Below are 14,313 nucleotides of genomic sequence, written 5' to 3'. Positions count from 1 at the left end.
GACGGGACGACATGGCCATCTATCTCACCAAGGAGAGCAAGGTTCTCGTCCAGGGCATGACGGGCGGCGAGGGCATGAAGCACACCCGGCGCATGCTCGCGGCCGGCACCGACGTCGTCGGCGGCGTCAACCCGCGCAAGGCGGGCCGCACCGTCGACTTCGACGACCGGGCCGTCCCCGTCTTCGGGTCGGTCGCCGCGGGCATGGCGGCGACCGGCGCCGACGTCACCGTCGTGTTCGTCCCGCCCGCCTTCGCCAAGTCGGCGGTCGTCGAGGCCGCCGACGCCGGCATCGGCCTCGCGGTCGTCATCACCGAGGGCATCCCCGTACACGACTCCGTCGCCTTCCACGCGTACGCGAAGTCGAAGGGCACGCGCGTCATCGGCCCCAACTGCCCGGGCCTGATCACCCCCGGCCAGTCCAACGCGGGCATCATCCCGGCCGACATCACCAAGCCGGGCCGCATCGGCCTGGTGTCCAAGTCCGGCACGCTCACCTACCAACTCATGTACGAACTCCGCGACATCGGCTTCTCGACCTGCGTCGGAATCGGCGGCGACCCCGTCGTCGGCACCACGCACATCGACTGCCTGGCCGCCTTCCAGGACGACCCCGACACCGAACTGATCGTCCTCATCGGCGAGATCGGCGGCGACGCCGAGGAACGCGCGGCCGGGTACGTGCGCGACCACGTCACCAAGCCCGTGGTCGGTTACATCGCCGGATTCACCGCCCCCGAGGGCAGGACGATGGGGCATGCGGGCGCGATCGTGTCCGGCTCCTCCGGTACCGCACAGGCGAAGAAGGGGGCGCTGGAGGCGGCCGGGGTGAGTGTGGGAAGCACACCGACCGAGACGGCGAAACTTGTGCTCGCCCGTCTCGAAGACGGGCGCGGCGGCACCCATAGTTGACGTGAGGTGACCGCGCCGAGCCGTGCGTCACCAGGTGCCTTTGTACGACGTCCGCGCATCGGAGTGCGAGTCCGCGCGCGCGACGAGCCATGCACCCCCGCCCCCGACTGTGCACCGAGAGCGGAGAAACCCCAATGGCAACAACCCTCACCCTCAAATCAGGCACGTCCTGGGCAGACGCCTGGCGGCGCTGCCTGGCCGTCGCTCCGGAGGCCTTCCGGGACGACCGCGTCCTCAACCTCTGGAACTCCGCCTGGCAGGCCGACGGCCGGGCCCTGCCCGCCACCAGCCCCGTCGACGGCAGCCCCATCGCCGGCCCGCCCCGCCTGGACCGCGACACCGCGCACCAGGCTGTCCGCGCGTCGCTGGACCAGCACCGCGCCTGGCGGCACATCCCGCTCGAGGAGCGCCGCGCCCGCGTCGCGGCCACCCTCGACGCCCTGACCCAACACCGCGAACTGCTGGCCCTGTTGCTCGTCTGGGAGATCGGCAAGCCCTGGAGGCTCGCGCAGGCGGACGTCGACCGGGCGATCGACGGCGTGCGCTGGTACGTCGACGGAATCGATCCGATGCTCGACGGCCGGGCCCCGCTGGACGGCCCGGTGTCCAACATCGCGAGCTGGAACTATCCGATGAGCGTGCTCGTTCACGCAATGCTGGTACAGGCCCTGGCCGGCAACGCGGTCATCGCCAAGACCCCGACCGACGGCGGCGTCGCATGTCTGACCCTGGCCTGCGCACTGGCCGCCCGTGAGGGGATTCCCGTCACCCTCGTCAGCGGCAGCGGAGGCGACCTGTCCCAGGCGCTGGTGCGGGCGCCGGAGATCGGCTGCGTCTCCTTCGTCGGCGGACGCGACACCGGCGCGGCGGTCGCCACGGCCGTCGCCGACCTCGGCAAACGCCATGTACTCGAACAGGAAGGACTCAACACCTGGGGCGTCTGGAACTACTCGGACTGGGACGCGCTCACGGCGGTGATCCCCAAGCTCTTCGACTACGGCAAGCAGCGCTGCACGGCGTACCCGCGCTTTGTCGTCCAACGGCAGCTGTTCGACGAGTTCCTGACGGCGTACCTCCCGGCGGTGCGCACGCTCAGGGTCGGCCACCCGCTGGCGGTCGAGGACCACGACGACCCGTATCCGCAGCTGGACTTCGGGCCGGTGATCAACGCGGCCAAGGCCAAGGAACTGCACGACCAGGTCGCCGAGGCCATCGACCGGGGTGCCGTCCCGCTGCACCGCAGCAGTGAGGCCGACGCCCGGTTCCTGCCCGGCCAGGACACCTCGGCGTATGTCCAGCCGGTCACGCTCCTCGGTCCGCCGCCGTCCTCGCCCCTCCACCACGCGGAGCCGTTCGGCCCGGTCGACACCATCGTCCTGGTCGACACGGAGGCGGAGCTGCTGGCCGCGATGAACGCCTCCAACGGCGCGCTCGTGGCCACGCTGTCCACGGACGACAGGGCGACCTTCGACCGACTGGCCCCGCAGATCCGCGCGTTCAAGGTCGGCCACGGCAAGGCCCGCTCCCGTGGCGACCGCGACGAACTGTTCGGCGGCTTCGGCGCGTCCTGGCGCGGCGCGTTCGTCGGCGGCGAGCTGCTCGTGCGTGCCGTGACGCAGGGCCCGGCGGGGGAGCGGCTGCCCGGCAACTTCCCGGACTACCACCTCATGCCGTGACGGGTGCCCGGTCCCTGTGACGGGACGTCGCGCCACGCCTGCGCCAGGCCTCGCGCCATGACCGACGGTCGGGTGGCGCTCCGCCCCATGTGCGCCACCCGGCCTACGGATGCCACCCGGCGATCACCTCGTCGGCCAACCACCGTGCCACGCCCTGCGGATAGGGGCGCGGCAGGCTGAGTACGACGTGATTCACCCCGGCGTCGACAAGAGCGCGCACCGTGGCGCGCGTTGCCGCCGGGTCGTCGTACGACACCAGTACCTGTACGGACCGGGTGATCTCGCCGGGGTCGCGCCCCAACTGGGCGCAGTGCGCGTCCAGTACCCGCGCGCGCTCGGCGACGAACTCCACGCTGTTGTGCGGCGGACCGGGGACGTTCCACACGTCGGCGTGCTCGGCGACCAGCCGCAGCAGCCGCGTGCCCCAGCCGCCGACCAGCAGCGGGGGACCCGGCCGCTGCACGGGCTTGGGCTCGTTCCGCGTGCCCTTGAGCCGGTAGTGGCGGCCCTCGAAGTCGAAGACGTCCTGCGTCCACATCAGCTTCAGGATCTCGACGGTCTCCGCCAGCCGTGCGATGCCTTCGGCCGGCGGCACCAGCGTCAACCCATACGCCTCGTACTCGGCGATCGCCGGATTCGCACCGGAAATCCCGCCCGCACCCGGTGGTTGATGCGTGCCCCCGACCCCGAGCCCCACCACCAGCCGCCCGCCCGAGATCACGTCCACCGTGGACGCGATCTTGCCGAGCACGGCCGGCGGACGGATCCGGTTGCTCGTCACCAGCAGACCGAGCCGCAGCCGCTCGGTCTGCGCGGCGAGCGCACTGAGCAGGGTCCAGCCCTCGTGTATCTGCCCGGCCTCGGGCCCGGCGACCGGCAGCAAGTGGTCCCACAGCCAGGCGTCCTCGATCTCCGGCACCGCGTCGGCCTCCAGCCAGACGCGGCGGATGTCCTCGTACGGCACATGCATCGGAGTGGTCTTGATGCCGAAGCGCACCTTCGTCATGCTCGTCATGTTCGTCAGCATACTAAATCATCAGCTCGGCTGACGATCAGGCGCGGTTACAGTCGAGTCATGGCGACAGACGCGAGACCCGCGCCCCTCGAATCCCGGCTCGGCTACCTCCTCAAGCACGCGCAGGCCAGGCTGGCCAGGGCGTCCGCCGAGGCGCTCGCGCCGTACGGCGTGGACGGCCATTTGCTGGCGGTGCTGGTCGTGTTGTCCGGCGGCGAGCCGTTGTCCCAGGTCGAGGCGGCAGGACGACTCGGCGTCGACCGCACCACGATGGTGTCGCTCATCGACGGCCTCGAGGACCAGGGCCTGGTGCAGCGCCGGCGCAGCCCCCAGGACCGGCGCAAGAACATCGTCGAGCTGACGCCCGCCGGCGAGGACTGTCTGCGGCAGGCGGAGAAGGCGCGCCGGGCCGCCGAACGCCGTTTCCTCGCCCCGCTGGACGAGGAAACGGCGGCCACGCTCGTCAGGGCTCTGCAGATGTTGCTGGCGGACGAAGACGTCACGAAGTGACCGGCGATGCGGCCCGTGGCCGTAGTGGATCGATCACCTCCGGTGATGCCTTCCGCGGCCTGTTCCCCCTGCCCAGGGCCTGTTTCCACGGCCCGGATATGCAGGTGAAGGGCACTCCGAAAGCTTGGTATTGTTGTCCGTGTCGCCGCCGGGAACACCCCCGGCCAGGCGGCAGACACCTGGTCCGGGTGGCGGAATGGCAGACGCGCTAGCTTGAGGTGCTAGTGCCCTTTATCGGGCGTGGGGGTTCAAGTCCCCCCTCGGACACCGGCTGAGACCCCTGTTGATCAGGGGTCTTTCGCGTTTCGTGTGCAGGGGTCCCGTCGGACCCGGCGAGGGAGGTGCGGAGTCGGGTTAGTACGTCGATCGCGTCGGCGACCGTGGTGTCCTCGCCCAGTTCGGGCTCCGGGCGGGCCAGGTCGACGGAGACGTGGGCGAACTCCTGGGCGACGAAGTAGCCGGTGCCCGTGGTCAGTACGAACACGGCCGGCAGGCCCAGGAGGGCACTCGTCGTACTCAACGACGTGTCGACTGCGAAGGGGCATCCCGCCGGATGCCGCGCTCAGGCTCGCTGTGGCGGGACGGTCGGGGACTGTGCCCCGAGGGGTCCGTCGATCTGGCGGACAAGGGGTGGTTCCTCATGCTCGGTGTATCAGGACAACGCCCGTGACCCGATCCGAGTTCCCTGCTCGCGGGCCGCTTCGGGCGCCCCGCGTGTGTCTCGTCGAAACGCCCACTCCATTTTCGGCTCGACGGCGAAGCGGAAGATCCGCCGGACGGGCGGTGTGCACAGCACGGTCACGATCGCAGCGGCGCCGATCGTGACGGTGATCTCGCCGAGCGGCCCGTGGATCCAGTCGGGGGTGTACCAACCCCAGGACTTGGACCCCTGGGCGACGAACCCGTGCAGCAGGTAGCCGTACAGCGTGCCCGTGCCCAGAGCGGTGAACCACATACGGCGCCCCGGTACCCAGGCGAGGAAACAGGCGACCAGGATCACCGAGCAGCCGAAGGCGGCCAGCGTCATCACAGGCCCGTACCAGGCGGGCGCGCCCAGTTCCTCGGCGCTGTCGCGGTGGAAGAACCAGGCGCCGGTCATCCGCGGCGCCGCCCAGTAGGAGACGGCGAGCGCACCGGCGAACACCGGCACGGCCAGCACCCGCACCTTCCAGCGGCGCACCAGCCGGAAGTGCTCCGGCCGCAGGCACAGGCCGAACACGAAGTACGGCAGGAACTGCAGCACACGCTGCAGATCGAGGTCGTTGCCGATGGACGGGGAGACGGTCGCCAGCATCGCGACGACCAGCGCAGTCGGCAGCGGCCACCGCACGCCGCGCCACAGCGGGGTCGTCAGCCGCCAGACGAACAGCGCGACCAGGAACCACGTCAGGTACAAGGGGTCCAGGACAGTGACCGGCCGGTCCGGGACGCCGTCGGTCCAGCGTGTGAAGAGCGTGTACGCCGTCTCGAAGACGACGTACGGAACGGCGACGCCGGTCACCAGCCGCCTGATCTTCGCGGGGCTCGCGTCGAAGCCGCGCGAGAAATAGCCGGAGATGACGATGAACGCCGGCATGTGGAAGGCGTAGACGAGGTTGTAGAGCGCGGTGACGGTCCGGCTGCCGTCTCGCAAGGGCTCCCACGCGTGGCCCATCGCCACCAGCACGATCGCCAGGTACTTCGCGTTGTCGAAGTAGGCGTCACGCTGTTTTGCCCGCCCTTGTTGCGTGGCGCGTGGGGAACCCTCGCTCTCGGGTGCGCGTCTTACCGGAGTCACAGCTGTGGTGTGGGGATGGGACATCCCAGCCGCCTCACCAGTTCTCCACGACGTAAACCCCCGGCGCCCCGGGGTGGTCAGAGGTCGAACTCGTGCGGCGGCAGGTCGAGGGTGAAGCAGGCCTCCCGCACGATGGCCTGTTCCGTCTTGTCGAAGTCGCCGTCGGCGCCGCCGATGACGATGCCGATCTGGATGACGGCACGGGCCTCGGCGGGCTTCTTCTTCGCCTTGGCGATCTCCTGCAGGACGCTGACCTTGCCGAACGCGAAGTCGGCCGTCAGCTTGTTCAGGTTCTCGTCGAAGCGGCGGCGCAGGTCGTCGGCGTCGAAGTTCTGCAGGACCTCGTTGGTGGCGATCAGCTGGGCCACGCGCTGGCGCTCGGCCGGGTCGATGGTGCCGTCGGCGGCGGCGACCAGGGCGCACATCGCCATGCTGGCATCGCGGAAGGCGCCGCTCTTCAGGTCGTTCTTCTTCGCCACGAGCTGGGTCTGCATCGTCGACGCGGATTCCTTGATGCGGTCCCACAGGGCCATGAGAACTCCACACTTTCGGGTCGGAGGCCCGGTCCGCCGGAATGGCGGCCCGATGCCCCATCGGTGTCTACAGCAACGTAGAAACTCACGGCCCGGCGGATAAGTTCCGGCCGTTCCCGGAAAGTTCACGCAGGCCGCCGGGACGCCTTGCGCGTGATCGCCCGGCGGCGGCGCGAAAAAAAATGTGGTGCCCCGGCGCTCCCGCGTTCCCTACACTCGCCACGCATCGTGCGTCGCCCTGGCGTGCGGGACGAGTGACGAGGGGAGACCGGCCGTGCAGTACCGCACCGCTGTCGTCGTTCCCCGTTCGCAGTACGAGGTGATCCTCGTGTCCTCGTCCGCCCGGTGCCCGCTGCGCGGCCGGCACCGGATGCCCGTGACGAGCATCTGAGCACGCCAACACCCGTTGTACGCCCGTCTTTTGACGTGCCGACAGGTCATGCTCGCGGCCATTGTCCCGCGTGCGTCTCAAGTCCTCGCCCGGGAATCGCGCTGCCCTGTTCCGATCGCCGGAATCACCGGACCGGCATCACCGGACCGGCATCACCAGAAAGGCCAACGGGCCGTGCGCACCAACCTCAGCACCCTCGCCGTCGTCCGCAACCTCGGCATCCTCGCCCACGTCGACGCCGGCAAGACCACCGTCACCGAACGGATCCTGTACGCCACCGGCACCACGCACCGGCGCGGCGAGGTCCACGACGGCACCACCATCACCGACTTCGACCCGCAGGAGCGCGATCGCGGGATCACCATCTTCGCCGCGGCGGTGAGCTGCGCCTGGGACGGTCACCGGATCAACCTCATCGACACCCCCGGGCACGTGGACTTCGCCGACGAGGTGGAGCGCTCCTTGCGGGTGCTCGACGGCGCGGTCGCGGTGTTCGACGCCGTCGCCGGGGTCGAGCCGCAGAGTGAGTCCGTGTGGCGGCAGGCCGATCGGCACGGTGTGCCGAGGATCGCGTTCGTCAACAAGCTGGACCGCGCGGGCGCCGACCTCGACGCGGCCGTCGCGTCGATCCGCGAACGCCTGCATCCGGCGCCGCTGGTCGTGCAGTTGCCGATCGGTGCGGAGGACGGGTTCAGCGGTGTCGTCGACCTCGTCCACATGCGGTCGCTGGTCTGGGGCGAGGGCGACGACTCGGTCGTGGAGGGGCCGGTGCCGGAGGAACTGCGCGAGGAGGCGCACCGGCGTCGGCGGCTCCTGGAGGAGGCGTTGGCCGAACTGCACACCGGCGCACTGGAGGAGTTCTGTATGCGGTCCGCCGTGTCCCCGCCGACACTCGTCGCCGCCCTGCGCGACCTGACCGGCAGCGGCGACGGCGTGGTCGTGCTGTGCGGCTCGGCCTACCGCAACCGCGGGATCGAACCGCTGCTCGACGCCGTGGTCGCCTATCTGCCCTCGCCGCTCGACGTGCCCGCCGTGCGCGGCACGTTCGACGGTACGGAGCAGGAGCGGGCGGCCGATCCGGCGGCACCGTTCGCGGCGCTGGCGTTCAAGGTGAACGCCACCTCGACGGGGCGGCTGACGTACCTGCGGGTGTATTCGGGAACCATCGAGAAGGGAGACGCCGTGTGGGACACGGGCGCACGCCGCACCGAGCGGATCGGGCGGATCCTGCGGGTCCAGGCCGACCGGCATGCCCAGGTGGACCGGGCGGTCGCCGGGGACATCGTCGCCGTGGTCGGGCTGAAGTCCGCCCGCGCCGGCTCGACCCTGTGCGCACCGGGCGCCCCGCTCGTGCTCGAACCGCCGGGTGTCACCGAGCCGGTGGTCTCCGTCGCGGTCGAGGCCCGCAGGTCCACGGATGCCGACAAGCTGGCCTCGGCACTCGCGCGGCTGACCGAGGAGGACCCCTCGCTGGTCGTGCGCACGGACTCCGAGACCGGCCAGACGGTGCTGTCCGGGATGGGTGAACTGCACCTCGAGGTCGCGGCGGAGAAGCTCCGGCGCGCCCACGGACTCGAGGTCAACGTCGGCCGCCCCAGGGTGAGTTACCGCGAGACGGTCGGGCGCGGGGTGTCCGGGCTGGTCTTCCGGCACGTCAAACAGGACGGCGGAGCAGGGCAGTTCGCCCATGTCGTCCTCGATGTCGAGCCGCTGGAGGCGGGCTTCGAGTTCCGCTCGGCGGTAGTCGGCGGGCGGGTGCCGCAGGAGTACGTCCGCGCGGTCGAGGCCGGCTGCCGGGACGCCCTCACCGAGGGGCCGCTCGGCGGTCACCCGGTGACCGGGCTGCGCGTCACGCTCACCGACGGGGCGACGCACGTGAAGGACTCCTCGGACTCCGCCTTCCGCACGGCGGGCAGGCTCGGGCTCCGGGAGGCCCTGCGTGCCTGCGCGATGGTCCTCCTGGAACCGGTCGTCGAGGTCACGGTCACCGTGCCCGAGGACGCCGTCGGCGGAGTGCTCGGCGACCTCGCCGCACGGCGCGGCAGGGTCTCGGGCTCGACCACGCGCGGCGGCGCGGCGGTCGTCACGGCCACCGTGCCACTGGCCGAACTCTTCGGCTACGCAACCCGGTTGCGCAGCCGGACGCAGGGCCGCGGCACGTTCACGGCCCGCCCCACCGGCTACGCACCGGCACCTGCGGTGGCACCGGTCCGGTGACCGACAGGGCGGCCCCACCCGTACGCGGGCGGGGCCGCCCCCTGCTCAGGGACACGACAGGGCCGCCCCCGGATCAGGGATCCCACGCATCCGCTCCCGGCTCAGGGATAGGACACCACGGTGGACGGCACCGTCGACGTCCCCGAGGTCGGCGCGCCGGTCTCGTTGATGACGTGTTCGTACTGGCCCTGGCCGCCCAGGGAGACGACCAGCAGGTCGTGGAAGCGCACTCCGGATCGGTTCGGGGCGGCGAAGCCACTGTGCTGCACGATCGTCGGGTCCACGTTGTAGTAGCAGTAACTGCCCAGTCCCCAGCCCTCGTGCGCGGTGACGCCGTCGCCGACCTTGTAGGCGGCGTAGCCCTTGACCGACCCGTTCTGGATCGCGGCCTGGTTCGGGGCGTCGTAGGCCTTCTCGTTCTGGAAGAAGATCGTGCGGCCCCGCTGGCCGTTCCACTGCACGTCGTACTTGTTGAAGTGCTCCACGAACAGGCCGGTGCACAGGACGTCGTCGCCGTTGACGACCACCCCGTAGTCGGCCCGGTTGGTCTCCCAGCCGACGCCGGTGCCGTGGTCGGCGCGCCAGACCCAGGTGTGGTCGACGATGGTGTGACGGCTGTTGACGACGATGCTGGTGGTGGCCTTGCCGGCGCCCGCGCCGCCGATGCGGACGAACACGTCCTGGACGGTGGTGGGGTTGGCGGAGTGGTCCCGGGAGGCGCCGGACGGGCCGATCTCCAGCAGCGTGGGGGAGTTGACCGGTCCGGCGTCGATCAGGAATCCCGCCAGGCGCACGCCGTCGACGTCGGCCACGCGCAGGGCGGTAACTCCGTTGTCGGGTACGAGAGTTGCGTAACCCAGGCCCAGGACGACCGTGTTGGCGCGGTTCACCTGGATCGGCTGGTCGAGGTGGTAGATCCCCGGCGTCAGCAACAGGTGAAGTCCTTGTGCCAGCGCCTGGTTGAGAGTCGCCGCCGAGACACCCGGCTTGGCGACGTAGAACTGTGAGAGGGGCAACGATGTGCCGCGCGGGGTGCCGTTGCCCCAGGTCACCCCGCGGGCGTTCGTCCGCTTCTCCGGCAGGAACACGCGGAACTCGCTGCCGCCGACGTACAGGAACGGCTTCTCGCGGGAGACGGGTGTGGTGTCGAGCGTGGTGTACGGCGGGTTCGGGAAGCTCTGCGCGGGGGCGCCCTCGACGCCCGAGAACACCATGTTCCAGACGCCGTTGAGCCAGCTGCCGATCGTGCTGTCCCGCGTGTACCACTGCTGCTGGGAGTACGGGCCGACCTGGCCGTCGATGCGGCTGTCGGCGATGTAGCCGCCGCTCGCCCAACCGTAGCCCGTGGGCGAGAGGTTGAGGCCGCCGCGGACGTGCATACGGCGGAAGGGGGCCGCCTGCGCGACCGCCCAGCGGTTGGTGCCGTTCACCGGGACGAGGGCCAGGTTCTCCGCGGAACGCCAGAAGTTCTGGGTGGCGTTGCCGTTGAACCAGCCCGCGTCGACCGTGACATCGCCGTTGATGGTCGTGTCGTCGGGGGAGAGGCCCAGGCCCATGATCGAGGTGTAGAAGCCGAGTTGGGCGTTGAGGCCGTTGTAGGTGCCCGGCTTGAACAGCAGCGCGTAGCGGCCGGTGCCGAACTGGGCGGACTCCTGCTGCTGGAACACCTCGTCCAGCTTGGCCTGGATGCCCGGCGCGGACGGGTCGAAGACCAGGACGTTCGGGCCGAGGTCGCCGCCGCCGGGAAGGCGGCGCGGCTTCTTCGCGGAGGGGGACGCGGAGGCGGGGGCGGACAGGCCGAGAGCGGCGGGGGCCGCGGCGGCCACGGCACCTAGGACGGTTCTGCGGCCGATGTCAGGCAGGGGCATGGGGCGGCTCTCCTGTTCAGGAAGTGAACCGGGTGGGGTCTGGGAGCGCTCTCTCGCCGGTGAATGCTTCAACTACCCGAACACGCGCGTCAAGGGGTGCGACCGGAGTTCCACAAGCGTTGCCGTACCCCTTGACGAGGCCATCCCTTGAGGTTTAACTCACGTCCTAAATTAAGCCATGAGTGCAATCCCTGAAGGGACACCGGGAGCCATGCGCAGCATCCGAGCCGCGGCCGTAGGCGCCGTCACCATGTCACTCGCCCTTGCCGCCTCGGCCTGCGGAGGCGGTTCGTCGACGGGCGGCGGGTCCAACGACTCGCCGAAGACACTCACGTACTGGGCCTCCAACCAGGGCGCGAGCATCGCCGTGGACAAGAAGGTCCTGCAGCCCGAGCTCGACAAGTTCGAGAAGCAGACCGGCATCAAGGTGAAGCTGGAGGTCGTGCCCTGGTCGGACCTGTTGAACCGCATCCTCACCGCGACCACCTCGGGCCAGGGTCCCGACGTCCTCAACATCGGCAACACCTGGAGCGCCTCCCTGCAGGCGACGGGCGCGCTGCTGCCGTGGGACGCGAAGAACCTCGCCAAGATCGGCGGCAAGGACCGCTTCGTCGACTCGGCGCTCGGTTCCACCGGCGCCGAGGGCAAGGACCCGGCCGCGGTCCCGCTGTACTCGATGGCCTACGCCCTCTACTACAACAAGGAGATCTTCGCCGACGCCGGCATCAGCAAGCCCCCGGCCACCTGGGACGAGCTGATCGCCGACGGCAAGAAGATCAAGGCGAAGGGCAAGTCGCCGCTGGGCGCCGAGGGTTCGAACCTGTCGGAGAACATCCACCACGTCTTCGTCTTCGCCAAGCAGCACGGCGCCGACTTCTTCACCGCGGACGGCAAGCCCGACTTCACCAGCGACGGCGTGGTCACGGCGGTCAAGCAGTACGTCGACCTGATGGCCAAGGACAAGGTCATACCGACCGGCGACGCCGAGTACGCGCAGAACCAGTCGGTGAGCGACTTCGCCAAGGGCAAGCAGGCGATGCTGCTGTGGCAGTCCGCGTCCGCAAACCTCAAGTCGCAGGGTATGAGCGAGAGTTCGTACGGCATCGCGCCCGTGCCCGTGCAGTCCGGCACCCCCGGCACCGGCACCCAGGTCAACTCGATGGTCGCCGGCATCAACCTCGCCGTGTTCAAGAACACCCACAACCTCGACGGCGCCACGAAGTTCGTGAAGTTCATGACCGGCGACGCGGAGCAGAAGATCCTCAACACGGCGTACAGCTCGATTCCGCCGGTCAAGGCAGCGCAGGGGGAGGCCGCGTTCAATTCCCCCTCCAACGCCGTACTCAAGACCACCCTCGCCACGAGCGCCGCCGCGCTGCCGCAGGTCGCCGACGAGTCGCAGTTCGAGACCGCGGTCGGTACGGCGGTGAAGGACCTGTTCGCCGACGTGGCCGCCGGACGCGCGGTCACCACCGCATCGGTGAAGGCGAAGCTGGAGAAGGCCCAGCAGCAGATGCCGGCGAAGTGAGCCCGATGACGACCACCGCTCTGAAGGAGCCACTGAGGGGGAGTTCCCCCGGTGCGGCGGCACGCGAACCGCGTCGCCGCCGCCCCGGGCGGATCCGCCGCATCGGGCTCCCGTACCTGCTCCTCCTGCCCGCCCTGCTCCTCGAACTCCTGGTCCACCTGGTGCCGATGGTCATCGGCATCGTGATGAGCTTCAAGGAACTCACGCAGTTCTACATCCGCGACTGGGGCACCGCGCCCTGGTCGGGCCTCGACAACTACAAGGTGTCGGTGGACTTCGACGCCCCGGTCGGCGAGGCACTGCTGCACTCGTTCCTCGTCACCGTCGGCTTCACGCTGCTGTCGGTCGGCCTGTGCTGGTTGATCGGCACGGCGGCGGCGATGTACATGCAGGACACCTTCCGCGGCCGCGGGCTGCTGCGGGCACTGTTCCTGGTGCCGTACGCCCTGCCGGTCTACGCGGCCGTCATCACCTGGGTGTTCATGTTCCAGCACGACAACGGCCTGGTGAACCACGTCCTGCACGACCAACTGCACCTCACCGACAAGCGGTCCTTCTGGCTGATCGGCGACAACAGCTTCTACGCCCTGCTCACCGTGTCCGTGTGGAAGGGCTGGCCGTTCGCCTTCCTGATCGTCATGGCCGGACTCCAGAACATTCCAAGGGAGTTGTACGAGGCCGCCGCCCTGGACGGCGCCGGCATGTGGCAGCAGATCCGCCGCATCACCCTGCCGTCACTGCGCCCGGTCAACCAAGTCCTGGTCCTGGTGCTGTTCCTGTGGACGTTCAACGACTTCAACACGCCGTACGTCCTGTTCGGCAAGGCCGCGCCCGAGGCCGCGGATCTCATCTCGGTCCACATCTACCAAGCGTCCTTCGTCACCTGGAACTTCGGCACCGGCTCCGCGATGTCCGTGCTCCTGCTGCTGTTCCTGCTGGTCGTGACCGGCGTGTACCTGGTGCTCACCTCGCGTGGACGGAGGTCCGCGAATGCATAGGTCCCCGTCGATCTCCAAGTCCCCCATGGCGCCGCCGAGTTCGTTCCTCTGGTCCCGGCGGGTCTTCCTCACCCTGCTCACCGGCTTCGTGCTGGTGCCGGTGTACGTCATGGTCTCCAGCTCGCTGAAGCCCCTCGCCGACGTGACGGGTGAGTTCCGCTGGCTGCCCAGCAGCCTGACGTTCCGCCCGTACATCGACATCTGGTCGACGGTCCCGCTGGCACGCTACTTCGTGAACTCGCTGATCGTGGCGGGCGCGGCGACCGTCTGCTCGGTGGTGATCGCGGTGTTCGCCGCGTACGCCGTCAGCCGCTACGACTTCCGCGGCAAGCGCGTCTTCACGGTCACCGTCCTGTCCACGCAGATGTTCCCGGGCATCCTGTTCCTGCTGCCGCTGTTCCTCATCTACGTCAACATCGGCAACGCCACCGGCATCGCCCTGTTCGGCTCGCGCGGCGGTCTGATCCTCACCTACCTCACCTTCTCCCTCCCGTTCTCGATCTGGATGCTGATCGGGTACTTCGACTCGGTGCCGCGGGACCTGGACGAGGCGGCGTTGGTGGACGGCTGCGGGCCGCTGGGCGCGCTGTTCCGGATCGTCGTACCGGCTGCGATCCCCGGCATCGTCGCGGTCGCCGTCTACGCCTTCATGACCGCCTGGGGCGAGGTTCTCTTCGCCTCCGTCATGACCAACGACACCACCCGCACGCTCGCCGTCGGCCTCCAGGGCTACTCCACGCTCAACGACGTCTACTGGAACCAGATCATGGCCGCCTCGCTGGTCGTCAGCGTGCCCGTGGTCGCCGGCTTCCTGCTGCTGCAGCGCTACCTGGTCGCCGGCCTGACGGCGGGAGCCGTGAAGTGACGCACCATCAGTCTCCCGACAACA

General features: G+C 69.5%; 11 protein-coding genes and 1 tRNA gene. 8 read left to right on the top strand and 4 right to left on the bottom strand.

Features of this window, described 5'->3' with window-relative positions:
• Nucleotides 1–11: 11 nt before the first annotated feature.
• On the top strand, nucleotides 12–911 hold the full coding sequence (sucD, locus tag OG303_RS11400; protein ID WP_405867459.1) for a succinate--CoA ligase subunit alpha: 900 nt from the start codon (nucleotides 12–14) through the stop codon (nucleotides 909–911).
• 134 nt (nucleotides 912–1,045) lie between these two features.
• Entirely contained in the window at nucleotides 1,046–2,587 is a 1,542-nt protein-coding gene (locus OG303_RS11395; RefSeq protein ID WP_405867458.1) for an aldehyde dehydrogenase family protein, read from the top strand.
• Nucleotides 2,588–2,690: 103 nt separating this feature from the next.
• Here the strand turns inward: OG303_RS11395 and OG303_RS11390 are convergent, their stop codons facing one another.
• Nucleotides 2,691–3,602: an LLM class flavin-dependent oxidoreductase gene (locus OG303_RS11390; RefSeq protein ID WP_405867456.1), complete on the bottom strand. Its 912-nt coding sequence runs from the start codon at nucleotides 3,600–3,602 to the stop codon at nucleotides 2,691–2,693.
• Between the two features lie 60 nt (nucleotides 3,603–3,662).
• On the opposite strand from OG303_RS11390, the gene OG303_RS11385 reads away from it, so the two are divergent.
• Both OG303_RS11385 and OG303_RS11380 read left to right on the top strand, forming a co-directional pair.
• Nucleotides 3,663–4,112 carry a MarR family winged helix-turn-helix transcriptional regulator gene (locus OG303_RS11385; protein WP_405867455.1) on the top strand — a complete coding sequence of 150 codons (450 nt, stop codon included), beginning with the start codon at nucleotides 3,663–3,665 and terminating at the stop codon, nucleotides 4,110–4,112.
• 182 nt (nucleotides 4,113–4,294) lie between these two features.
• A tRNA-Leu gene (locus OG303_RS11380) sits at nucleotides 4,295–4,379 on the top strand.
• A 385-nt stretch (nucleotides 4,380–4,764) separates the two neighbouring features.
• On the opposite strand, the gene OG303_RS11375 is transcribed toward OG303_RS11380, so the two are convergent.
• Complete coding sequence (locus tag OG303_RS11375) at nucleotides 4,765–5,913, bottom strand: acyltransferase family protein (RefSeq protein WP_405867453.1); 1,149 nt, start codon at nucleotides 5,911–5,913, stop codon at nucleotides 4,765–4,767.
• A gap of 53 nt (nucleotides 5,914–5,966) precedes the next feature.
• A complete protein-coding gene (locus OG303_RS11370) occupies nucleotides 5,967–6,422 on the bottom strand; it encodes a tellurite resistance TerB family protein (RefSeq protein ID WP_405867451.1) in 456 nt (151 codons plus the stop codon).
• Nucleotides 6,423–6,987: 565 nt separating this feature from the next.
• Between OG303_RS11370 and fusA the strand changes: the two genes are divergently transcribed.
• Nucleotides 6,988–9,030: an elongation factor G gene (gene fusA / locus OG303_RS11365; RefSeq protein WP_405867449.1), complete on the top strand. Its 2,043-nt coding sequence runs from the start codon at nucleotides 6,988–6,990 to the stop codon at nucleotides 9,028–9,030.
• 101 nt (nucleotides 9,031–9,131) lie between these two features.
• Here the strand turns inward: fusA and OG303_RS11360 are convergent, their stop codons facing one another.
• Nucleotides 9,132–10,898: a coagulation factor 5/8 type domain-containing protein gene (locus tag OG303_RS11360; RefSeq protein WP_405867447.1), complete on the bottom strand. Its 1,767-nt coding sequence runs from the start codon at nucleotides 10,896–10,898 to the stop codon at nucleotides 9,132–9,134.
• Between the two features lie 211 nt (nucleotides 10,899–11,109).
• Between OG303_RS11360 and OG303_RS11355 the strand changes: the two genes are divergently transcribed.
• Genes OG303_RS11355 through OG303_RS11345 form a run of 3 tightly spaced genes read left to right on the top strand, consistent with a single transcriptional unit; the run spans nucleotide 11,110 to nucleotide 14,289 of the window.
• Complete coding sequence (locus OG303_RS11355; RefSeq protein WP_405867445.1) at nucleotides 11,110–12,426, top strand: ABC transporter substrate-binding protein; 1,317 nt, start codon at nucleotides 11,110–11,112, stop codon at nucleotides 12,424–12,426.
• A gap of 5 nt (nucleotides 12,427–12,431) precedes the next feature.
• Nucleotides 12,432–13,424: a carbohydrate ABC transporter permease gene (locus OG303_RS11350; protein WP_405867443.1), complete on the top strand. Its 993-nt coding sequence runs from the start codon at nucleotides 12,432–12,434 to the stop codon at nucleotides 13,422–13,424.
• Between the two features lie 25 nt (nucleotides 13,425–13,449).
• A complete protein-coding gene (locus OG303_RS11345; protein WP_405877195.1) occupies nucleotides 13,450–14,289 on the top strand; it encodes a carbohydrate ABC transporter permease in 840 nt (279 codons plus the stop codon).
• Nucleotides 14,290–14,313 lie beyond the last annotated feature (24 nt).

The organism is Streptomyces sp. NBC_00005 (genome assembly GCF_045160215.1).
In the GTDB taxonomy this organism is placed as follows: Bacteria; Actinomycetota; Actinomycetes; order Streptomycetales; family Streptomycetaceae; genus Streptomyces.
The sequence above is the reverse complement of the archived record's forward strand: the minus strand, read 5'-3'. Positions and strand labels throughout refer to the sequence as shown.